Source organism: Tepidicella xavieri (genome assembly GCF_004363315.1).
Classification (GTDB): Bacteria; Pseudomonadota; Gammaproteobacteria; order Burkholderiales; family Burkholderiaceae_C; genus Tepidicella; species Tepidicella xavieri.
Genome location: NZ_SNYL01000004.1, coordinates 60664 through 82147, shown reverse-complemented (window position 1 = coordinate 82147; position 21484 = coordinate 60664). Strand labels below are relative to the sequence as shown.

Below are 21484 nucleotides of genomic sequence, written 5' to 3'. Positions count from 1 at the left end.
GGTGCTCTTTCAAAACCAGTGAGGGCGGCTCAGGGCAGCTTGGAAACCGCCACATGCTGCAGCAGTTCGGTCACGGACGGCATCATCACATCGGTGAAAGGCTTGGGATGGATGCCCATGTACAGCACCATCACCGCCAGCAACGCCATCACAAAGAATTCGCGCTTGTTGATGTCCAGCAGCGCCTTGACGTTGTCGTTACCGACAGCGCCCAGATAGACCCGCTTGAACATCCACAATGAGTACGAGGCCCCAAAGATCAGCGCCGTGGCCGCTGCCATGCCGACCCAAAAGTTGACTTGCACGGCCCCCAGGATCACCATCCATTCCCCCACGAATCCGGCCGTGCCCGGCAGACCGGCGTTCGCCATGGTGAACAGCAAGGCGAATGCAGCGAATTTGGGCATGGTGTTGACCACGCCGCCATAGGCGGCGATCTCGCGGGAATGGACCCGATCGTAGAGCACGCCAATGCCCAGGAACATCGCGGCCGACACAAAGCCGTGCGCGATCATCTGCACGATGGCGCCAGCCACCGCCAAGTCATTGAACAGGAAGAAACCGAGCGACACGAAGCCCATGTGCGCCACCGACGAATAGGCCACCAGCTTCTTCATGTCTTGCTGCACCATCGCCACCAGACCCACGTAGATCACGGCAATCAGCGACAGCCCGATCATCAGCCCTGCCCACTCGTGGGAGGCATCGGGGGTGATGGGCAACGAGAAGCGCAGAAAACCATAGGCCCCGAGCTTGAGCATGATGGCGGCCAGCACGGCAGAGCCACCGGTCGGCGCCTCCACGTGCACGTCTGGCAACCAGGTGTGCACCGGCCACATGGGCACCTTCACGGCAAAAGCCGCGAAGAAGGCAAAGAACAGCAAGGTCTGCGCCGTCGAGCCCAACGGCAGCTGGTGCCAGGTGGCCAGGTCGAAACTGCCGCCGGAGACGTTGTACAGGTAAATCAGCGCCACCAGCATCAACAGCGAGCCCAGCAGCGTGTAGAGGAAGAACTTGAACGCGGCGTAGATCTTGTTCGGCCCGCCCCAGATGCCGATGATGAGGTACATCGGGATCAGCGTGGCTTCGAAGAAGATGTAGAACAGCATGGCATCGGCGGCCGCGAAGACGCCGATCATCAGGCCCGAGAGGATCAGGAACGCGCCCATGTACTGGTTCACGCGCTCGGTGATCGACTCCCAGCTCGCGATGACCACGATCACCGTGATGAAGGCGGTCAGCAACACCAGCCACAGCGAAATCCCATCCACCCCCAGGTGGTAGTGGACGTTGAAGCGCTCGATCCACACCGCTTTCTCGACGAACTGCAGCGCCGCAGACCCGACTTCGAAGCCGGTGTACAGCGGAATGGTCACGGCCAGCCCGAGCAGCGCGCCGATCAGGGCGATCCAGCGCACCATGTTGGCATGCTCGTCACGACCGATCGCGAGCAGGACGACACCGAAAAGAATCGGCGTCCAGATCGCAAGGCTCAGCAAACCCATGTTCTTGTTCTCCTTATTTGGCGAGCCAGACGAAGTAGGTCATGAACGCCAGCACACCGACGATCATCACGAAGGCATAGTGGTAGAGGTAGCCGGTCTGCACGCGGCGCACGATGCCGGCGAAGAACCCGATGACCTTCCAGCTGAGGTTGACCACCCCGGCCTCGATCACGCCACGGTCTCCACCCTTCCACAGCCCCACGCCGATGCCGCGAGCCGCCTTGGCGATGACGTTTTCGTTGATCCAGTCCATGTAGTACTTGTTTTCCAGAATGACCACGATCGGGCGCAGCTTGCGGGCGATGGCCGCCGGCAAGGCCGGATTGACCATGTACATGTACCAGGCGGACAGGGCGCCAGCGGCGGCCAGATACAGCGGCGGCGTGAAGAAAGCATGTGCCACCATGCCCAGCGGGCCGCTGAAGACCGCGGCGAACTCGGCCATGGCCGGATGCGCCTCGGTGTTCACGGTGATGGCATCGGCCAGGAAGTCGCCGAACAGCATCGGGCCGATGGTCATGTAGCCGATCACCACCGAGGGAATGGCCAACAGCAGCAGCGGCACCGTCACCACCCAGGGCGATTCGTGCGGCTTGCCGTCGCCGTGGTCGTCGTGGTGATGGTGGTGACCGTGCGCCTCCGGGTTCTGGTCATAGCGCTCCGCGCCGTGGAACACCAGGAAATACAGGCGGAACGAGTAGAACGCCGTCACGAACACGCCAGCCAGCACGGCAAAGTAGGCAAAACCCGAGGCCGGCAGGTTGCTGAAGTGCACCGCCTCGATGATCGCGTCTTTGGAATAAAAGCCCGAGAACAGCGGCGTGCCGATCAGTGCCAGGGTGCCCAGCAGGAAGGTCAGCCAGGTGATGGGCATGTACTTGCGCACGCCGCCCATGTAGCGGATGTCCTGGTTGTGGTGCATGCCGATGATCACCGAGCCGGCTGCAAGGAACAGCAGCGCCTTGAAGAAGGCATGCGTCATCAGGTGAAACACCGCCACCGAATAGGCCGAAGCGCCCAAGGCCACCGTCATGTAGCCCAGCTGCGACAGCGTGGAATACGCCACCACGCGCTTGATGTCGTTCTGGATGATGCCCAGGAACCCCATGAACAAGGCGGTGATGGCGCCGATGATCAGAATGAAATTCAGCGCCGTGTCCGACAGCTCGTAGATGGGCGACATCCGGGCCACCATGAAGATACCCGCCGTCACCATGGTGGCAGCGTGAATCAGCGCGGAGATGGGCGTGGGGCCCTCCATCGAATCCGGCAGCCAGACGTGCAGCGGGAACTGGGCGCTCTTGCCCATCGCGCCGATGAACAGGCAGATGCCAATGACGGTCATCAGCATGGCGTCCTGGCCGAGGATGTACCAGGGGAATTCGACATGCGCCAGTTCGGGCAGCTTCTCGAAGATCTCGGTGTAGTTCAGGGTGCCGGTATACGCGGCAATCAGGCCGATGCCCAGGATGAAGCCGAAGTCACCCACCCGGTTGACCAGGAAGGCCTTCATGTTGGCGAAGATGGCCGTCGGCTTGTTGTACCAAAAGCCGATCAACAGGTACGACACCAGTCCCACCGCTTCCCAGCCAAAGAACAACTGCAGCAGGTTGTTGCTCATGACCAGCATGAGCATGGAGAAGGTGAACAGCGAAATGTAGGCGAAGAAACGGTTGTAGCCCGCGTCCTCTTCCATGTAGCCGATGGTGTAGATGTGCACCATCAGCGACACGAAAGTCACCACGCACATCATCATCGCCGTCAGGCCATCGACCATGAAGCCGATTTCCATCTTCAGCCCACCGATCACCATCCACTCGTAGATGGTCTCGTTGAAGCGGGCGCCGTCCATGGCCACCGCCTTGAGCGTCATGGCCGAGAGGATGAACGACACCAGCACCCCGAGGATGGTCAGCGAGTGGCAGAGGCGACGACCGAACCAGTTGCCGCCAAACTTGGTGCCCAGAATGCCGGCCAGTGCCGACCCCACCAGCGGGGCCAGAGGCACCGCCAGCAGCGTGCTTGCAGAAAGGCTTGTACTCATGCTTGTGAAGTCGTTGGGCCCCGAGCCTTAGCCCTTGAGCGTGTTGAGTTCATCCACGTTGATGGACGACTTGTTGCGGAACAGCAGGACGAGGATCGCCAGACCGATGGCAGACTCAGCGGCCGCCACGGTCAGGATGAAGAACACGAACACCTGGCCGTGCAAATCGCCCAAGTAATGGGCAAAGGCCACGAAATTCATGTTGACGGCCAACAGCATCAACTCGATGGCCATCAGCAGCACGATCAGGTTTTTCCGGTTCAGAAAGATCCCGACCACCGACAGCGCGAACAGGATCGCGCCCAGCGACAGGAAATGCCCCAGTGTCAACGTGCTCATGCTTTGCCCTCCTCGCCCGCGGCCGACTCGCTGGCCTTGGGCGTGGCAGCCATGGGCACCACCACAAGCCGGTCTGCGGCCTTCACCCGCACCTGATCGGCCGGATCGATGAACTTGCTGTCCTTGCGCTGCCGCAGCGTCAGGGCGATGGCGGCAATCATGGCCACCAGCAGGATGACGGCGGCCACCTGGATCGGCATCAGGTAGTCGGAGTACAGCAGGATGCCGAGTTCGTACGTGTTGGAGTGATCGGGATCGTGCATGGCCGATTGGGCCGCCAGTTCATTGACAGTGAGCGTGGGAAAGCCTGCCCACAGGACCGCGATCAGCTGCGCGCTGACGATGCCGCCGAGCACGGCGGCCAACGGGAAGTGCTTCCAGAAGCCGCGCCGCATCGCATCGACGTTGATGTCCAGCATCATCACGACGAACAGGAACAGCACCATCACCGCGCCCAGGTAGACCAAGACCAGCGTGATGCCGAGGAACTCGGCCTTGAGCAGCAGCCACACCGCAGCCGCCTGCGAAAACGCCAGCATCAGATACAGCACGGCGTGCACCGGGTTGCGCGCGGTGATGACCTTGAACGCGGCGAACAGCAGCACCGCCGCGAAGACGTAAAAAAAGCCCGCTTGGTAATCCATGTTGTTTCTGCCTGGCCTTTCAGCGGTATTTGGCATCGGCCGCCTTGGCCGCTGCGATTTCTTTTTCGTAGCGATCGCCCACGGCCAGCAGCATGTCCTTGGTGAAATACAGGTCGCCGCGCTTTTCGCCGTGGTATTCGAGGATGTGGGTCTCGACGATGGCATCGACCGGGCAAGCCTCCTCGCAGAAGCCGCAGAAGATGCATTTGGTCAGGTCGATGTCGTAGCGCGTCGTGCGACGGGTGCCGTCGTCACGCACCGCCGACTCGATGGTGATGGCCATGGCCGGGCACACCGCTTCACACAGCTTGCAGGCAATGCAGCGCTCTTCACCGTTTTCGTAGCGGCGCTGGGCATGCAGGCCGCGAAAGCGCGGCGACAACGGCGTTTTTTCCTCGGGGAACTGGACCGTGACCTTGCGGCGCAAGGCATAGCGGCCGGTCAGGGCCATGCCCTTGAACAGTTCGACCAGCAGGAAGCTCTTGAAAAAGTCCTTCAGCGAGAAGGGAGCAACAGCGGTGGCAGACATGCGTGCGGCCTCCTTACTTCCAGATGTTCCAGGACGTCTGCATCAGGGCGCCGACCAGCAGCAGCCACACCAGCGTCACGGGAATGAAGATCTTCCAGCCCAGACGCATGATCTGGTCGTAGCGGAAGCGGGGGAAAGTGGCGCGAATCCAGATGAACATGGAAACAACCACGAACGTCTTGATGCCCAGCCAGATCCAGCCGGGGATGAAGTCCAGCGCGGCCACCGGGGCATCCCAGCCACCCAGGAACATCAATACCGCCAGGATAGACACCAGCCACATGCTGGCGTATTCGGCCAGGAAGAAAATGGCAAAGCCCATGCCCGAGTACTCGACCATGTGGCCGGCCACGATCTCGGCCTCGCCCTCGACCACGTCGAAAGGATGGCGGTTGGTTTCAGCGACGCCGGAAATCAGATACACCACGAAAATGGGCAGCAGCGGCAGCCAGTTCCAGGACAGGAAGTTCAACCCCATGTCGGCAAACATGCCGCTCTGCTGAGAGGCCACGATCTCACCCAGGTGCAGGCTGCCGGCCGTCATCACCACGACCAGGAAACAGAAGCCGATGGCGATTTCGTAGCTGACCATCTGGGCCGATGCGCGCAACGCACCGAGGAAGGCGTACTTCGAGTTCGAAGCCCAGCCGGCGATGATCACGCCATAGACCTCGATCGAGGTGATGGCCAGAATCACGAGCAGCCCGGCATTCACATTGGCCAACACGGCCTCCGGCCCAAACGGCACGGCCACCCAGGCGGCCAGCGCCGGCATGATGGCCATGATGGGGCCGAGCCGGAACAGCCCTTTGGAGGCCGCCGTCGGGCTGATGAGCTCCTTGCTCAAGAGCTTGACCGCATCGGCAATCGGCTGCAGCAGCCCAAAAGGCCCTACCCGGTTCGGCCCCAGGCGCACCTGCATGAAGCCCAGCAGGCGCCGCTCCCACAACGTGAGGTAGGCCACCGCCCCCATCAGGGGCGCGAGCACGGCGACGATCTTGATCAGGTTCCAGATGACGGGCCAAGCGGCGGTCTGCCACCAGGGGGCAGACAGCAGGTTGAGGCCACCGTTGTACATGGCGTCGATCATGCGCACACCCCTTCTTCGGCACGCCGGGCGGCCCGGCCATCAGCGGTGAGTTGGAGCGACGGGGCGCGACGCACCAATCCGTCGAGCTGGTAAATCGCGGCCACGCACGGCTCGCCCATCGTGGCGTGGATGTCGATGGGGGCCTGGGTGCGATTGTCCAGCCGCGCGGCATCAACGATGGCCCCAGGGGCCACGCCTGGCAGCGCTTGCGCCAGCACGGCCTGGGAGGAGTCGGCATCGAAGCCCGGCAGCCCCAGCAGGTTGCCCAGCACGCGCAACACTTTCCAGGCCGGCCGGGTTTCGCCCAGGGGCTTGACCACCGCATGGAAGCTTTGCAGGCGGCCTTCGGCATTGACGAAGGATCCTGAGGTCTCGGTAAAGGGCGCGATGGGCAGCAGCACATCGCTGACATCGAGATTGGTCTTGAAGGGGCTCAGCGTCACGACCATGTCGCTGCGCTCCAGCCCTTGGCCGCAAGCCGCGCTGTCCAGGCCCGGCTCGACCTGCAGCAGCAGCGCCGCCTTGAGGCCGCCCGTCAGCATCTGCGTGGCGTTGAGGCCGCCTGGCCCAGGCAGAGCCCCGACCAGCTGCGCGCCCACGGTATTGGCCGCTTCGGTCAGATAGCCCACCCGAGCCCCGGTTTGCTCACCGATCCACTGCGCCAGCGCCAGCAGACTGGACGCCTGCTCGTGATGCGCGGCCGCGTTGCCCAGCAGCACCGCCTTGCGCTCGCCCGAGAGCAGCGAAGCGGCCACGGCACGGGCCGCAGGCGTGATCTCGGCCGCCACCGGGGCAGGCCCCCCTTTGGCCTCGGCCACTGCCGCGGCGATCCCGGCCAAAGCGGCTGCCCACCGGCCGGGCTCGGCCTGCACCGCCTGGGCCACCGGCAGCGCCCAGTCCTGAGGCTGTGCCCACAAGGCATGCACTTGCGCCCCCTTGCGAGCCGCCTGACGGATGCGCTGGGCAAAGAGCGGATGGTCTTTGCGCAGGTTGGAGCCGACCACCAGCACCCGATCGAGGGTGGAAAGGTCGGCAATCGGCATGCCCAGCCAGCGGGCCGATCCAGCGGGTGCCCGGTTGTGGTCATCGGCCGCGCGCAAGCGGGTATCGATGTTCGGGCTGCCGAGGCCGCGCATCAACGCGGTGGCGAGGAACAACTCCTCCACCGTGCTGTGCGGGCTGGCCACCACGCCAATCGCCCCCGCGCCGTGCGCGGCTTGCACTTGTTTGAGGCCATTGGCCACATACTCCAGCGCGGTCTGCCAGTCCACTTCCTGCCATTGCCCGCCCTGCTTCAGCATCGGGCGGGTCAGGCGGTCCTCGCCGTTGAGGGCCTCGTAGCTGAAGCGGTCGCGGTCGGCAATCCAGCACTCGTTGACGGCTTCGTTTTCCAGCGGCACCACACGCATGACGCGCTGGTTCTTGACCTGGACGATCAGATTGGCACCCGTGGAGTCGTGCGGGCTGATGCTCTTGCGGCGCGACAGCTCCCAGGTCCGGGCTTGATAGCGGAAGGGCTTGCTGGTCAGTGCGCCCACCGGACAGAGGTCGATCATGTTGCCCGACAGTTCAGAGTCCACGCTCTGCCCTAGGAAGGTCTCGATCTCGGAGTGCTCGCCACGGTGCGACATGCCCAGTTCCATGACGCCGGCGATTTCCTGCCCGAAGCGCACGCAGCGCGTGCAATGGATGCAGCGGCTCATTTCCTCCATCGAAATGAGCGGACCGACATCCTTGTGGAACACGACGCGCTTTTCTTCCTGGTAGCGCGACGCCCCGCCTCCGTAACCGACGGCCAGGTCCTGCAGCTGGCATTCGCCGCCCTGATCGCAGATCGGGCAGTCCAGCGGATGGTTGATGAGCAGGAACTCCATCACCGACTGCTGCGCCTTGATCGCTTTGTCGCTCTTGGTGCGCACGATCATGCCCTGCGTCACCGGCGTGGCACAGGCGGGCATGGGTTTGGGGGCTTTTTCCACGTCCACCAGGCACATGCGACAGTTGGCCGCGATGGACAGCTTCTTGTGGTAGCAGAAGTGGGGAATGTAGGTGCCCGCCTTTTCGGCCGCATGCATGACCATGCTGCCCGGTGGCACCTCCACTTTCTTGCCGTCGAGTTCGATTTCTACCATTTGATGTTGCCTCAGACGTAGGCCGGGACCATGCAGGTCTTGTGTTCGATGTGGTGCTCGAACTCGTGGCGGAAATGTTTGATCATGCCGCGCACCGGCATGGCGGCCGCATCACCGAGCGCGCAGATGGTGCGCCCCATGATGTTTTCGGCCACGTTGTCGAGCAAGGCCAGATCGCTGGGCTTGCCCTCGCCGCGTTCGATGCGATCGACCATGCGCCATAGCCACCCCGTGCCTTCGCGGCATGGGGTGCACTGGCCACACGACTCGTGCATGTAGAAATAGCTCAGTCGCTGCAAGGACTTGACCATGCAACGGGTGTCGTCCATCACGATGACCGCGCCGGATCCCAGCATGGAGCCGGCCTTGCTGATGGAGTCGTAGTCCATCGTGCAGTCCATCATGATGTGGGCCGGCAGCACCGGCGCGGACGACCCGCCCGGGATCACCGCCTTGAGCTGACGCCCGGCCCGCACGCCACCGGCGAGCTCCAGCAGCTTGGCAAACGGCGTGCCGAGCGGAATCTCGTAGTTGCCAGGGCGCTCCACATCGCCGCTGACGGAGAAGATCTTGGTGCCCCCGTTGTTGGGCTTGCCCACTTCCAGGTAGGCCTGCCCACCGTGGCGAATGATCCACGGCACCGCGGCAAAGGTTTCGGTGTTGTTGATGGTGGTGGGCTTGCCGTACAGGCCAAAGCTGGCTGGAAACGGCGGCTTGAAGCGCGGCTGGCCTTTCTTGCCTTCGAGGGATTCGAGCAGCGCGGTTTCCTCGCCGCAAATGTAGGCCCCAAACCCGTGGTGGGCGTGGAGTTGGAAGCTGAAACCAGAGCCCAAAATGTTGTCGCCCAGGTAGCCAGCGGCGCGGGCTTCTTCCAGCGCGGCCTCGAAGCGCTCGTACACCTGGAAAATTTCCCCGTGGATGTAGTTATAGCCCACGGAAATGCCCATGGCGTAAGCCGCAATCGCCATGCCCTCGATGACGATGTGCGGGTTGTACATCAGGATGTCGCGGTCCTTGCAGGTGCCTGGCTCGCCCTCGTCCGAGTTGCAGACCAGGTATTTCTGGCCAGGGAACTGACGCGGCATGAAGCTCCACTTCAGCCCGGTGGGAAAACCCGCGCCACCGCGGCCGCGCAAGGCGGATTCCTTGACCGTGGCGATCACCTGGTCCTGGGTCATGCCCTCGCCACCGTCTTTGCCCAAAATCTTGCGCAAAGCCTGATAGCCGCCCCGGGCTTCATAGTCTTTGAGCGACCAGTTGTTGCCATCGAGACCGGCATAGATCTGCGGGCTGATGTGGCGGCCGTGGAAACAGGTCTCGACCCCGCGGGCCTGGAATTGTTCGAGCACTTGGTTGGCCTTCATGCCTGATCCTCCGCGGCCTTCAGACCGTCGATCAACTGGTCGAGCTTGTCCTGGGTCATGAAGCTGCACATGTGGCGGTCGTTGACCAGCATCACCGGGGAATCGGCGCAGGCCCCCAGGCATTCGCTTTGCTGCAGGGTGAACAGGCCATCGGGCGTGGTTTCGCCCATGTGAATGCCCAACTTGCGCTCCAGGTACTGCAAGGCCTTGCCACCATCGCGCAGGGTGCACGGCAGGTTGGTGCAGACGTTGAGCTTGAACTTGCCCACCGGCCGCTGGTTGTACATGTTGTAGAAGGTCGTGACCTCGTGCACCGCCATGGCGGGCATGCCCAGATAATCGGCCACGCCTTTTTCCGCCTCAGGGCTGACCCATCCCTGCTCCTGCTGCACGATGGACAGACAGGCCATGACGGCCGATTGCTTTTGGTCTGGCGGGTATTTGGCCACCTCGCGGGCGAAGCGGGCCAAAGTCGCCTCGGAAAACGCCATGGGCTCGATGGCTCGTGGAGTCGCACTCATCGGTCAATCTCTCCAAACACGATGTCCATGGTGCCGATGATGGCCACCGCATCGGCCAGCATGTGGCCTTTGGCCATTTCGTTCATGCACGACAGGTGCGCAAAGCCCGGCGCGCGAATCTTCAGGCGGTAGGGCTTGTTGGCCCCATCGCTGACCAGGTAAATGCCGAACTCGCCCTTTGGATGCTCGACGGCGGCGTAGGCCTGCCCCTCGGGCACATGAAAGCCTTCGGTGAAGAGCTTGAAATGGTGGATCAGCTCTTCCATGTTGGACTTCATGGCTTCGCGCGAGGGCGGTGCCACCTTGTGGTTGTCGGTGATCACCGGCCCAGGGTTGGCCCGCAACCAATCCACGCATTGCTTGATGATGCGGTTGGACTGGCGCATTTCCTCCATGCGCACCAGATAGCGGTCGTAGGTGTCGCCGGTCTTGCCCACCGGGATGTCAAAGTCCAGCCGGTCGTACACGTCGTAAGGCTGCTTCTTGCGCAAGTCCCAGGCGATGCCGGAGCCGCGCAGCATCGGCCCGGTCATGCCCATGTTCAGCGCCCGCTCGGGACTGACCACGCCGATGCCGACCGTGCGCTGCTTCCAGATGCGGTTGTCGGTCAGCAGCGTGTGGTATTCGTCCAGGTACTTGGGAAAGCGCTGGGTGAAGTCGTCGATGAAATCCAGCAAGGAGCCCTGGCGGTTCTTGTTGAGCTCCTCCAGAGCGCGGGCGTTGCGGATCTTGCTGACCTTGTACTGGGGCATGGTGTCCGGCAAGTCACGGTACACACCGCCCGGGCGGAAGTAGGCCGCGTGCATGCGCGCGCCCGAGACCGCCTCGTACATGTCGAACAGGTCTTCGCGCTCGCGGAAGCAGTAGATGAGGATGGTGGAGCTGCCGCAGTCGTTGCCGTGCGAGCCCAGCCACATGAGGTGGTTGAGCAGGCGCGTGATTTCGGCAAACATCACGCGGATGTATTGCGCGCGGATCGGCACCTCGATGCCCAGCAGCTTTTCGATGGCCAGGCAGTAGGCGTGCTCGTTGCACATCATCGAGACGTAGTCCAGCCGGTCCATGTAGGGCAGCGACTGGATGAAGGTCTTGTGCTCGGCGAGCTTCTCGGTGGCGCGGTGCAGCAGCCCGATGTGCGGGTCGGCACGCTGCACGACCTCGCCGTCGAGCTCCAGCACCAGGCGCAACACGCCGTGCGCGGCCGGGTGCTGCGGACCGAAGTTCAGGGTGTAGTTCTTGATTTCAGCCATGATCAGTGCAACCCGCCGTAGTGGTCTTCACGGATGATGCGCGGCGTGATTTCGCGCGGCTCGATGGTCACGGGCTCGTAGATGACGCGGCGCCGTTCGGGGTCGTAGCGCATCTCCACATGACCGGACAGCGGGAAGTCTTTGCGGAAGGGGTGGCCGATGAAACCGTAGTCGGTCAGGATACGGCGCAAATCCTCGTGGCCCTCGAAGACGATGCCATACAGATCGAAGGCTTCGCGCTCGTACCAGTTGGCCGAGGACCAGATGGCGGTCACGGAGTCCACCACCGGGAAGTCGTCATCCGGACAGAACACGCGCACGCGCACGCGCTGGTTCAACGACACCGACAGCAGATGCACCACGACGCCGAAGCGGGCGCCCTCCCAGGCTCCATCGCGGTATTCGGAGTAATCGACGCCACACAGATCGATCAATTGCTCGAACTGACACCCCGGCGCATCCCGCAGCGTGCGCATGACTTCCACATACCGGTCGGCCGGCACATCCAGGGTGATTTCGCCGCGAACCAACTCGACCCGGGACACGCGATCGCCCAGCGTCTGTACCAAGGTGTCGCGCAAGGATTCGGGCGGCACGGCGGACCACACACCCACATGAACCGCGCCCTTGACTGCGTGCGTCATCGATTTAGCCTCCCGCCTCTCAGGCGCGTGCAATGGTGTTGGTGCGGCGGATCTTCTGCTGCAGCTGAATGATGCCGTAGATCAGCGCCTCGGCCGTGGGCGGACAGCCCGGCACATAGACGTCCACCGGCACGATGCGGTCGCAGCCGCGCACCACGGAATAGCTGTAGTGGTAATAGCCGCCGCCGTTGGCGCACGACCCCATGGAGATCACCCAGCGCGGCTCGGCCATCTGGTCATAGACCTTGCGCAGGGCCGGGGCCATCTTGTTGCACAGCGTACCGGCCACGATCATCAGGTCGGACTGGCGCGGGCTGGCCCGGAACACCTCCGCCCCGAAGCGGGCCAGGTCGTAGCGCGCCGTGGCGGCGTGCATCATCTCGACCGCGCAGCAGGCCAAGCCAAAGGTCATGGGCCACAGCGAGCCGGTCTTGGCCCAGTTCACCACCGAGTCGTAGCTGGTGGTGATGAAACCTTCCTTGAAGACACCCTCAATCATGCGAGACTCCTTGCCCGGTTCGACGTCGTCATTCCCAATCCAGGGCGCCTTTTTTCCACTCGTAGACAAAGCCCACAACCAGAATGGCGAGGAACATCACGCCCGCCCAGAAACCGACCGGGCCGATGTCGGAAAACGCCACCGCCCAAGGGATGAGGAAGGCGATTTCCAGATCGAACAGGATGAACAGGATGGCCACGAGGTAGTAGCGCACATCGAACTTCATGCGCGCGTCTTCAAACGCCTCGAAGCCGCATTCGTAAGGGGAGTTTTTTTCCGGGTCTGGCCGGTTGGGACCCAGGATGTAGCCCAACACCTGGGGGAGTACCCCAACTGCAAGACCCACCAGAATAAACAAAAGAACTGGAAGGTATTGCTCTAGGTTCATTTGGCTATCCTGCGGGCGCGCCAGAGGCGCCTTGTTGAATTGGTGCCGACGGCGAGACTCGAACTCGCACAGCTTTCGCCACTACCCCCTCAAGATAGCGTGTCTACCAATTTCACCACGTCGGCAAATGAGCGGTCTGACGGCAGGATGTCTGGGGCTTTACCCCGTGGCCTGCCGCTCGACAGACCACGATTCTACCCTGAAAACTCAGGGTTTTTTCGGAGTCCCGTTCACTGCCCCGGAATCTGCGCGGCACCCGCGGGCGCCGGAGCGGCATCGGGGATCTGGGCCGGAGCGGCCGGGGCCGTCTCAGCCGGCAGGTTTTCCAGCACGCTGCCGCTGGAAACGGGCTGCTGCTTGCCAAAGTAGGCCAGCGCCAAGGTACAGGCCAGGAACACCGTGGCCAGCAGCGCGGTGCTGCGAGACAGGAAGTTGGCGCCGCCGCTGGCGCCGAACAACGTGGCCGAGCCCGCGCCCCCGCCGCCGAAGGCCGCACCGGCATCGGCGCCTTTGCCGTGTTGCACCAGAATGAGGCCGATCATGGCCAGGGCCGAAAGCAACTGAACCGCAAGCAGGATGGTCAACACAACGTTCATGAAAGAGACTCCAAAAAAATCACTGTGCCACCGGACACGCGGCGGCGATGGACAAGAACTGCGCGGCATCGAGCGAGGCACCGCCGATGAGGCCGCCATCGATGTCGGGCTGCGCCAGCAGATCGGCCGCATTGGCCGGGTTCATGCTGCCGCCATACAGGATCCGGATACGTTCAGCCCCCGGCGTGGCGGCCCGCAGCTGGGTCCGCAGCACCGCATGCACCGCCTGCGCCTGCTCAGGGGTGGCGGTGTGACCGGTACCGATGGCCCAGACCGGCTCATAAGCCACCACGATCTCGCTGGTGCAGTGCCCCACGGCATGAATGACGGCCGAGAGCTGGCGCTTGACCACGAATTCGGTGCGTCCGGCTTCGCGGTCTTTCCCCGTTTCGCCGACACACACGATGGGCGTGATGCCGGCGGCCAATGCACGCTGGGCCTTGAGCGCCACCGCGTCATCGCTTTCGCCGTGGTATTGGCGGCGCTCCGAATGGCCCACGATCACGTAGCGACACCCAAAATCGCGCAACATGGCCGCGCTGACTTCACCGGTGTAGGCACCCGACTCGTGGGTGGACACGTCCTGCGCCCCCCAATCGATGCCCGAGCCGCTGAGCAAGGCTTGCAGTTGCGCCAGATAAGGGGCGCTGGCGCACACGGCCAGATCCACCCCCGGCGCTTGCCCTGCCCCGGCGCGCAGACGTTGCAGCAGTTCGGCGTTGGCCGCCAGGCTGCCGTTCATCTTCCAGTTGCCAACGATGAGTTTTCTGCGCATAGCTGCCTCAACCCGGCAAAGACCAGTCGATCACCAGCTTGCCGATGTGCTGGTTGGACTCCATGAGGGCATGGGCTTCAGCCGCCTGCGTGGGGGCAAAGACGCGATGCGTCACGGGCCGGATGCGGCCGGTTTCCAGCCAGGGCCAGACATGCTGACGCAGATGGCGGGCAATGGCAGCTTTGAACGCCACCGGACGCGGACGCAAGGTGGACCCGGTGATGGTCAAGCGGCGGCGCAGCACTTTGCCGGCGTGGATGTCGGACTGCACTCCGCCCTGGACGGCGATGATGACCAGGCGACCATCCTCGGCCAGACAGTCGAGTTCGCGGGCCACATAGGGGCCGGCCACCATGTCGAGGATGACATCGACGCCGCGCCCGCCGGTGTAGTCGGCAACGGCGCGGACGAAGTCCTCGGTCTTGTACAGGATGGCATGATCGGCCCCCAGCGCCAGACAGGCCTGGGCCTTGTCCGGGCTACCGACCGTCACGATGACCCGCGCCCCAAAGGCCTTGGCCATCTGAATCGCCGTCACGCCGATGCCGCTCGATCCGCCTTGAACCAGCAAGATTTCGCCCGGCTGCAAACGCCCCCGGTCGAACACATTGCTCCAGACGGTGAAAAAGGTTTCGGGCAAGCCCGCCGCATCGAGATCGCTCCAGCCGTTGGGCACGGGCAGGCACTGCCCCACCGGCGCCACGCAGTACTCGGCATAACCGCCGCCAGCCACCAGGGCGCAGACGTGATCGCCGATCGCCAGACCCGCCTCGGCCATCGCCTGGACATCTCCGGCTTCGATGACACCGGCCACCTCCAGCCCCGGGATGTCGGAAGCCCCCGGCGGGACGGGATAGTTGCCGGTGCGCTGCAACACGTCGGGCCGATTGACCCCGGAAGCGGCCACGCGGATCAACACCTCGCCCGCGCCGGGCTGCGGACGCTCGCGCTCGGCCAGACGCAGCACCTCGGGCGCGCCATAGGCCGAAATTTCCACCACTCGCATGGTCTGCGTCATGCCGCTGCGATCACTGCTGCTGTTGCTGCTGCTGTTGAGCGGCCGCATCCTCGCGGTCGATCAAGGCCTTCATCGAGAGTTTGACGCGGCCTTTCTCGTCGGCCTCCAGCACTTTGACCTTGACGATCTGGCCTTCCTTGAGGAAGTCGGTGACCTTCTCGACGCGCTGGTGGGCGATCTGGCTGATGTGCAGCAAGCCATCTTTGCCCGGCAGCAGATTGACGAGCGCGCCAAAGTCCAGAATCTTCGTGACCGGCCCTTCGTACACCTTGCCGATTTCCACCTCGGCCGTGATTTCCTCGATACGGCGCTTGGCCTCGGCCGCCCGGGCGCTGTCGGTGGAGGCGATGGTGATGGTGCCGTCTTCGGCGATGTCGATCTGCGTGCCGGTTTCTTCGGTCAGCGCGCGGATGGTGGCGCCGCCCTTGCCGATCACATCGCGGATTTTCTCCGGATTGATCTTCATGGTATAGAGGCGCGGCGCGAAATCGGAAATCTCGGCCTTGGCCTCGCCCATGGCTTCGCGCATCTTGCCCAGGATGTGCATGCGCGCCTCTTTGGCTTGGGCCAGGGCCACCTGCATGATCTCCTTGGTGATGCCCTGGATCTTGATGTCCATCTGCAAGGCGGTGATGCCGTGCGTGGTGCCGGCCACTTTGAAATCCATGTCGCCCAGATGGTCTTCGTCACCCAGGATATCGGTCAGCACGGCGAAGCGGTTGCCTTCCTTGATCAGCCCCATGGCGATGCCGGCCACATGGGCCTTCATCGGCACGCCGGCATCCATCAACGCCAAGCAGCCGCCACAGACGGAAGCCATGGAGGAGGAGCCATTGGATTCGGTGATTTCCGACACCACGCGGATGGTGTAGGGGAATTCGTCCTTGCTGGGCAGCGCGGCCACCAGGGCACGCTTGGCCAGGCGGCCGTGACCGATTTCACGGCGCTTCGGCGAGCCGACGCGGCCCGTCTCGCCCGTGGCAAACGGTGGCATGTTGTAGTGCAGCATGAAGCGGTCGTCGTACTCGCCGGCCAGCGCATCGATCTTCTGCGCATCGCGGTCGGTGCCCAGGGTGGCGATGGCCAGCGCTTGGGTTTCGCCACGGGTGAACAGCGCCGAGCCGTGGGTGCGCGGCAACACGCCGGTGCGGATTTCGATCGGGCGCACGGTGCGGGTGTCGCGGCCGTCGATGCGGGGCTCGCCGGCCAGAATCTGGCCACGCACGATGGCCGCCTCGATGTTGAACAGCAATCCCTCGACCTTGACCGGATCGAACTCGATGCCTTCGGCCTTGAGCCCGTCCATCACCGCGGCGTAAGCCTCGCGGCAGGCCTGGGTGCGGGCCTGCTTGTTGCGGATCTGGTAGGCGGCAGCCAGCTTGTCACGACCCAGGGCCTCGACCTTGGCAACGAGCCCCTCATCCTGCGCCGGCGGCTGCCAGTCCCACGCCGGCTTGCCGGCTTCGCGCACCAGTTCGTTGATGGCGGCAATGGCGATGTTGCCCTGCTCGTGCCCAAACACCACCGCGCCCAGCATCACCTCCTCGGAGAGCTGATCGGCCTCGGACTCCACCATCAGCACGGCGGCCTCGGTCCCGGCCACCACCAGATCCATTTGGCTGTTGGCGCGCTCGGACTGACCCGGGTTGAGCACATACTGACCGTTGACATAGCCCACGCGCGCCGCACCGATGGGCCCGTTGAACGGAATGCCCGAGATGGCCAACGCCGCGCTGGTGGCGATCATGGCCGGAATGTCGGCATCGACCTCGGGGTTGAGCGACAGGGTGTGCACCACGACCTGCACTTCGTTGAAGAAGCCCTCGGGGAACAGCGGCCGGATCGGACGGTCGATCAGGCGGCTGGTCAGGGTCTCGTACTCGCTGGGGCGGCCTTCGCGCTTGAAGAAACTGCCCGGAATCTTGCCCGCGGCGTAGGACTTCTCGATGTAATCGACCGTCAGAGGGAAGAAGTCCTGCCCGGCCTTGGCGTCTTGCTTGGCAACGACCGTGGCCAGCACGACGGTGCCGTCCATGTCCAGCAAGACGGCGCCCGTGGCCTGGCGGGCGATTTCGCCCGTTTCCATGCGCACGGTGTGGCGACCCCACTGGAAGGTTTTGGTGACTTTGTTGAAGAGGCTCATGTTGTGCTCCTGTGTGGTGGGTGTATCAGGCCACACCCGCTGCCTGGAGACACGCCCTCAGAACACGATGCCATTCCAGCGTAGCGGCGACGGCCCGGCCGCCCCGTTGGAATGACACAGCTTCGATCTGAACAGCGGACTCCGGTGATTGAAGCGAAAAACGCCTGGGGCGACGGAGCAACCCAGGCGTCCTGTAGGTTCAGCGAGGCACCAAACCAGAGATTACTTGCGCAGACCCAGCTTCTGGATCAGGGCCACGTAACGGTCGGAATCCTTGGACTTCAGGTAGTCCAGCAGCTTGCGACGGCGGCTGACCAGCTTGAGCAGGCCACGGCGACCGTGGTGATCTTTGTGGTGGGTTTTGAAGTGGGGGGTCAGCTCGTTGATGCGGGCGGTCAGAATGGCGACCTGCACTTCGGGGCTGCCGGTGTCGTTGGCGCTGCGGGCATTGGCAGCGATCACTTCGGCCTTGGCGGCTTGAGAAATCATGATTTTCCTTCGTTGAAGACTTGCATCCCGCCGCAGAGACCGACCAGACAGCCGGTTGGCCGCAACGGGCGTGAAGCCCGAAACATATCGGGCAACTTTTGATTATAACACAAAGGATTGGCGGAGTGGACGGGGCTCGAACCCGCGACCCCCGGCGTGACAGGCCGGTATTCTGACCAACTGAACTACCACTCCCGGCCTTGAGTGACTGGCGACCCTACGGGGATTCGAACCCCGGTACTCACCGTGAAAGGGTGATGTCCTAGGCCTCTAGACGATAGGGTCCGCACGAGGATTTTGGTGGAGGTAAGCGGGATCGAACCGCTGACCTCTTGCATGCCATGCAAGCGCTCTCCCAGCTGAGCTATACCCCCAAAAGCAACTGGCGGAGTGGACGGGGCTCGAACCCGCGACCCCCGGCGTGACAGGCCGGTATTCTAACCAACTGAACTACCACTCCTGGCAGACAGCCTTCGCTTGCCGACGCAAGCCAAGTGGCTGCAAACTTGGCGACCCTACGGGGATTCGAACCCCGGTACTCACCGTGAAAGGGTGATGTCCTAGGCCTCTAGACGATAGGGTCAAAACCTAGCAAAACCGTTGGCGGAGTGGACGGGGCTCGAACCCGCGACCCCCGGCGTGACAGGCCGGTATTCTAACCAACTGAACTACCACTCCTGGTGGCGACCCTACGGGGATTCGAACCCCGGTACTCACCGTGAAAGGGTGATGTCCTAGGCCTCTAGACGATAGGGTCACAAACCTGAAAAACTTTTGCCAACCACAAAGCAAGCCGCTTGGTGGAGGTAAGCGGGATCGAACCGCTGACCTCTTGCATGCCATGCAAGCGCTCTCCCAACTGAGCTATACCCCCATGGATTGCCTTCGTTTTTGGCAAGACTTGGATTCTATACCGAATTTCAGAGGTTTTGCAGGGCGGTCAATACTTTTTCTCGGCCCTGTAGGTGTAGCACCGCATCCACCGAAGGCGTTTGTGGCGTGCCCATGACCAACACGCGCACGGGCATGGCCAAGGCCGGCATTTTCAAACCGAATTCGGCCAGGGTGTCTTTGAAAGCGGCCGCAATCGCCTGGGGTTGCCAGTCGATGTCGCGCAGGCGTTGGGCCAAGGCGGCAATGGCGGGGGCGATGGCTGGCGTCAGGTGCTGCGCGCGGTCGGCGTCGTTGGGTTGCGCCTGGATGTAGAAAAGCCGCGCCCATTGCGCCAAGGCCACGGTGGTATCGCAGCGGTCTTTGAACAGGCCGCAAATGGCGGGCAGCCGTGGGTCGGCCTCGATACCCTCCCGCGCCAGATGGGCGGCCACCCAGGTCGCCAGTTGCGCATCGGGGGTCATTTTCATATGCTGGCCATTGACCCAGCGTAGCTTGGCCTCGTCGAACTGGGCGGCGCTGCGGCCCAGGTGGTCCAGGTCGAACCATTGGAGGAACTGCTCGCGACTGAAGATTTCGTCGTCGCCGTGGCTCCAGCCCAGACGCGCGAGGTAATTGATCATGGCGTCGGGCAGGAATCCGGCGTCGCGGTACCACGTCACGGGCTTGGCGCCATGGCGCTTGCTCATTTTTTCGCCCTGTTCGTTGAGCACGGTGGGCAAATGGGCGTACACCGGCGGCTCTTTGCCCAGGGCGCGGAAAATGTTGATCTGCCGCGGGGTGTTGTTGACGTGATCGTCTCCGCGGATGACATGGGTGATGCGCATGTCGATGTCATCGACCACGACGCAGAAGTTGTAGGTGGGGGTGCCATCCGGCCGGGCGATGACGAGGTCGTCGAGCTCGGCGTTCTGGATTTCGATCCGTCCTTTGACTTTGTCGTCCCAGGCCACCACGCCGTCTGTCGGGTTGCGGAAGCGCCAGACCGGCTGCACGCCGGCCGGCACAGGCGGCAACACCTTGCCGGGTTCGGGGCGCCAGGTGCCGTCGTAGCGCGGCTTTTGCTTGGCGGCCATTTGGCGTTCGCGCAAGGCATCGAGCTCTTGCACGCTCATGTAGCACGGATACACATGCCCGGCGGCCTGGAGTTCGGCCAGGACCTGCTTGTAGCGGTCCATGCGCTGCATTTGGTAGTAAGGGCCCTCGTCCGGCTGTAGCCCCAACCAAGCCATGCTTTCGAGGATGACGTCCACCGCCTCCTGGGTGGAGCGCTCCTGATCGGTGTCTTCGATGCGCAGGATAAAGTCGCCGCCGTTGGCGCGGGCAAATGCCCAGGGGTAAAGGGCGGAGCGGATGTTGCCCAGATGGATGAAGCCGGTGGGCGATGGGGCAAAGCGGGTGCGAACGCGGGAGGTCATAGGGTATCGAGGGTATTGAGGCCGCGGGCCAGATCGGCCTGGATGTCCTGCAGATGTTCGAGGCCGACGGCCACACGGATGAGACCTTGGCCGATGCCGGCGGCCTGGCGCTGGGCTTCGGACAATTTGCCGTGCGAGGTGCTGGCCGGGTGGGCGCACAGGGTTTTGGTGTCGCCCAGGTTGGTGCACAGCGACAGCACTTGCAAGCGATCGAGCACATGGAAGGCGCGGGCACGGGCTTGCTCGGGATTGGCCGCTTTCACATCGAAGGCGAGCACGGCGCCGCCACAGCCGTCCATCTGCCGCATGGCCAAAGCGTGTTGGGGATGGCTGGGCAGGCCCGGGTAATGCACCTGCGCCACGGCCGGGTGGGCTTGCAGCCATTGGGCCAGCGCGAGCGCCTGGGCGCTTTGGGCCTTGAGCCTCAGGCTCAGCGTTTCCAGCCCTTTGAGCACCACCCAGGCATTGAAAGGCGACAGCACCATGCCGGCGTTTTTCTGGACGGGCAACAGTTTGTCGCGCACCAGCGCCTCGGAGGCGCAGACCGCGCCGGCCATGACCCGCCCCTGCCCGTCCAGGAATTTGGTGCCCGAATGGATGACGATGTCGGCGCCGAAGGCCACCGGCCGTTGCAGCGCGGGCGTGGCAAAGCAATTGTCCACCGCGAGCCAGGCCCCGGCGTCGTGGGCCAGGTCGGCCAGCGCGGCAATGTCGCACACCTCGGTCAAGGGGTTGGTGGGGGTTTCGGCGAACAACAGCCGCGTGTGGGGACGCACAGCGGCTTTCCAGGCCGCCAGATCGGTTTGGGGCACGGCGGTGGATTCGACCCCGAAGCGGGCAAACTCACTGCCGATGAGCTTCAAGGAGGAACCGAACATCGACCGCGAATACACCACGTGGTCGCCGGCTTTCAGCAGGCTGAAGCACATCAGCATGATGGCCGCCATGCCCGAGGCCGTGGCCATGCACGCTTCGGTGCCTTCGAGGGCGGCCAGCCGCTGCTCGAAACTGGTCACGGTGGGATTGCCTGAGCGGCCGTAGGTGTAACCTTCTTCCTCGCCGGCAAAGCGGCGGGCGGATGCCTCGGCGCTCGGCTGCACGTAGCCGCTGGTGAGATACAGCGCTTCAGAGTTCTCGCCGTAAGGGCTGCGCGGCGCGGCCACACGCACGGCCAGGGTGTCGGGGTGCAGTCGCTCGCTCATGGG

At 63.4% G+C, this 21484-nt stretch carries 20 protein-coding genes and 9 tRNA genes; all 29 read right to left on the bottom strand.

The window, feature by feature from the left end; all coding sequences use genetic code 11:
* Positions 1 to 29 precede the first annotated feature (29 nt).
* On the bottom strand, positions 30 to 1505 hold the full coding sequence (locus DFR43_RS04700; protein WP_133596195.1) for an NADH-quinone oxidoreductase subunit M: 1476 nt from the start codon (positions 1503 to 1505) through the stop codon (positions 30 to 32).
* A gap of 13 nt (positions 1506 to 1518) precedes the next feature.
* A complete protein-coding gene (gene nuoL / locus DFR43_RS04695) occupies positions 1519 to 3549 on the bottom strand; it encodes an NADH-quinone oxidoreductase subunit L (protein ID WP_133596194.1) in 2031 nt (676 codons plus the stop codon).
* Between the two features lie 27 nt (positions 3550 to 3576).
* Positions 3577 to 3888 carry an NADH-quinone oxidoreductase subunit NuoK gene (gene nuoK / locus DFR43_RS04690; RefSeq protein ID WP_133596193.1) on the bottom strand — a complete coding sequence of 104 codons (312 nt, stop codon included), beginning with the start codon at positions 3886 to 3888 and terminating at the stop codon, positions 3577 to 3579.
* Complete coding sequence (locus DFR43_RS04685) at positions 3885 to 4532, bottom strand: NADH-quinone oxidoreductase subunit J (RefSeq protein ID WP_133596192.1); 648 nt, start codon at positions 4530 to 4532, stop codon at positions 3885 to 3887. The genes nuoK and DFR43_RS04685 overlap by 4 nt, the downstream gene beginning before the upstream one ends.
* 19 nt (positions 4533 to 4551) lie before the next feature.
* Positions 4552 to 5061: an NADH-quinone oxidoreductase subunit NuoI gene (gene nuoI / locus DFR43_RS04680; protein ID WP_133596191.1), complete on the bottom strand. Its 510-nt coding sequence runs from the start codon at positions 5059 to 5061 to the stop codon at positions 4552 to 4554.
* A gap of 13 nt (positions 5062 to 5074) precedes the next feature.
* Entirely contained in the window at positions 5075 to 6151 is a 1077-nt protein-coding gene (gene nuoH, locus DFR43_RS04675) for an NADH-quinone oxidoreductase subunit NuoH (RefSeq protein WP_133596190.1), read from the bottom strand.
* Positions 6148 to 8283 carry an NADH-quinone oxidoreductase subunit NuoG gene (gene nuoG, locus DFR43_RS04670; RefSeq protein ID WP_133596189.1) on the bottom strand — a complete coding sequence of 712 codons (2136 nt, stop codon included), beginning with the start codon at positions 8281 to 8283 and terminating at the stop codon, positions 6148 to 6150. Before nuoG ends, nuoH begins: the two co-directional genes overlap by 4 nt.
* Before the next feature lie 11 nt (positions 8284 to 8294).
* The gene (gene nuoF, locus DFR43_RS04665; protein ID WP_133596188.1) at positions 8295 to 9647 is read right to left on the bottom strand and encodes an NADH-quinone oxidoreductase subunit NuoF; all 1353 of its coding nucleotides are present in this window, start codon (positions 9645 to 9647) and stop codon (positions 8295 to 8297) included.
* Positions 9644 to 10168 (bottom strand): NADH-quinone oxidoreductase subunit NuoE, encoded by a 525-nt coding sequence (nuoE, locus tag DFR43_RS04660; protein ID WP_211338598.1) that lies wholly within the window; start codon positions 10166 to 10168, stop codon positions 9644 to 9646. Before nuoE ends, nuoF begins: the two co-directional genes overlap by 4 nt.
* Positions 10165 to 11418, bottom strand: coding sequence for an NADH-quinone oxidoreductase subunit D (locus tag DFR43_RS04655; RefSeq protein WP_133596187.1), 1254 nt, complete (start codon positions 11416 to 11418; stop codon positions 10165 to 10167). The genes nuoE and DFR43_RS04655 overlap by 4 nt, the downstream gene beginning before the upstream one ends.
* A gap of 2 nt (positions 11419 to 11420) precedes the next feature.
* Positions 11421 to 12062: an NADH-quinone oxidoreductase subunit C gene (locus DFR43_RS04650; RefSeq protein ID WP_133596186.1), complete on the bottom strand. Its 642-nt coding sequence runs from the start codon at positions 12060 to 12062 to the stop codon at positions 11421 to 11423.
* A 19-nt stretch (positions 12063 to 12081) separates the two neighbouring features.
* Positions 12082 to 12561 (bottom strand): NuoB/complex I 20 kDa subunit family protein, encoded by a 480-nt coding sequence (locus tag DFR43_RS04645; RefSeq protein WP_133596185.1) that lies wholly within the window; start codon positions 12559 to 12561, stop codon positions 12082 to 12084.
* Positions 12562 to 12589: 28 nt separating this feature from the next.
* Complete coding sequence (locus DFR43_RS04640) at positions 12590 to 12949, bottom strand: NADH-quinone oxidoreductase subunit A (RefSeq protein WP_133596184.1); 360 nt, start codon at positions 12947 to 12949, stop codon at positions 12590 to 12592.
* A gap of 40 nt (positions 12950 to 12989) precedes the next feature.
* Positions 12990 to 13074: transfer RNA gene (locus DFR43_RS04635), tRNA-Leu, on the bottom strand.
* A gap of 105 nt (positions 13075 to 13179) precedes the next feature.
* Positions 13180 to 13545: a preprotein translocase subunit SecG gene (gene secG / locus DFR43_RS04630; RefSeq protein ID WP_133596183.1), complete on the bottom strand. Its 366-nt coding sequence runs from the start codon at positions 13543 to 13545 to the stop codon at positions 13180 to 13182.
* A gap of 19 nt (positions 13546 to 13564) precedes the next feature.
* On the bottom strand, positions 13565 to 14320 hold the full coding sequence (gene tpiA, locus DFR43_RS04625; protein WP_133596182.1) for a triose-phosphate isomerase: 756 nt from the start codon (positions 14318 to 14320) through the stop codon (positions 13565 to 13567).
* Positions 14321 to 14327: 7 nt separating this feature from the next.
* The gene (locus DFR43_RS04620; protein ID WP_133596333.1) at positions 14328 to 15326 is read right to left on the bottom strand and encodes an NAD(P)H-quinone oxidoreductase; all 999 of its coding nucleotides are present in this window, start codon (positions 15324 to 15326) and stop codon (positions 14328 to 14330) included.
* Positions 15327 to 15348: 22 nt separating this feature from the next.
* Positions 15349 to 17481, bottom strand: coding sequence for a polyribonucleotide nucleotidyltransferase (pnp, locus tag DFR43_RS04615; protein ID WP_133596181.1), 2133 nt, complete (start codon positions 17479 to 17481; stop codon positions 15349 to 15351).
* A 222-nt stretch (positions 17482 to 17703) separates the two neighbouring features.
* Positions 17704 to 17970 (bottom strand): 30S ribosomal protein S15, encoded by a 267-nt coding sequence (gene rpsO, locus DFR43_RS04610; RefSeq protein ID WP_133596180.1) that lies wholly within the window; start codon positions 17968 to 17970, stop codon positions 17704 to 17706.
* 118 nt (positions 17971 to 18088) lie between these two features.
* Positions 18089 to 18165, bottom strand: a tRNA-Asp gene (locus tag DFR43_RS04605).
* A 14-nt stretch (positions 18166 to 18179) separates the two neighbouring features.
* Positions 18180 to 18255, bottom strand: a tRNA-Glu gene (locus tag DFR43_RS04600).
* Between the two features lie 13 nt (positions 18256 to 18268).
* Positions 18269 to 18344, bottom strand: a tRNA-Ala gene (locus DFR43_RS04595).
* A gap of 9 nt (positions 18345 to 18353) precedes the next feature.
* Positions 18354 to 18430, bottom strand: a tRNA-Asp gene (locus DFR43_RS04590).
* A 47-nt stretch (positions 18431 to 18477) separates the two neighbouring features.
* Positions 18478 to 18553: transfer RNA gene (locus DFR43_RS04585), tRNA-Glu, on the bottom strand.
* A gap of 18 nt (positions 18554 to 18571) precedes the next feature.
* Positions 18572 to 18648 (bottom strand) — tRNA-Asp (locus tag DFR43_RS04580).
* A 3-nt stretch (positions 18649 to 18651) separates the two neighbouring features.
* Positions 18652 to 18727: transfer RNA gene (locus DFR43_RS04575), tRNA-Glu, on the bottom strand.
* A gap of 41 nt (positions 18728 to 18768) precedes the next feature.
* A tRNA-Ala gene (locus tag DFR43_RS04570) sits at positions 18769 to 18844 on the bottom strand.
* Positions 18845 to 18890: 46 nt separating this feature from the next.
* Positions 18891 to 20279 carry a glutamate--tRNA ligase gene (gene gltX, locus DFR43_RS04565; protein ID WP_133596179.1) on the bottom strand — a complete coding sequence of 463 codons (1389 nt, stop codon included), beginning with the start codon at positions 20277 to 20279 and terminating at the stop codon, positions 18891 to 18893.
* Positions 20276 to 21481, bottom strand: a complete 1206-nt coding sequence (locus tag DFR43_RS04560) for an O-succinylhomoserine sulfhydrylase (RefSeq protein WP_133596178.1) — start codon at positions 21479 to 21481, stop codon at positions 20276 to 20278. The genes gltX and DFR43_RS04560 overlap by 4 nt, the downstream gene beginning before the upstream one ends.
* Positions 21482 to 21484: the final 3 nt, after the last annotated feature.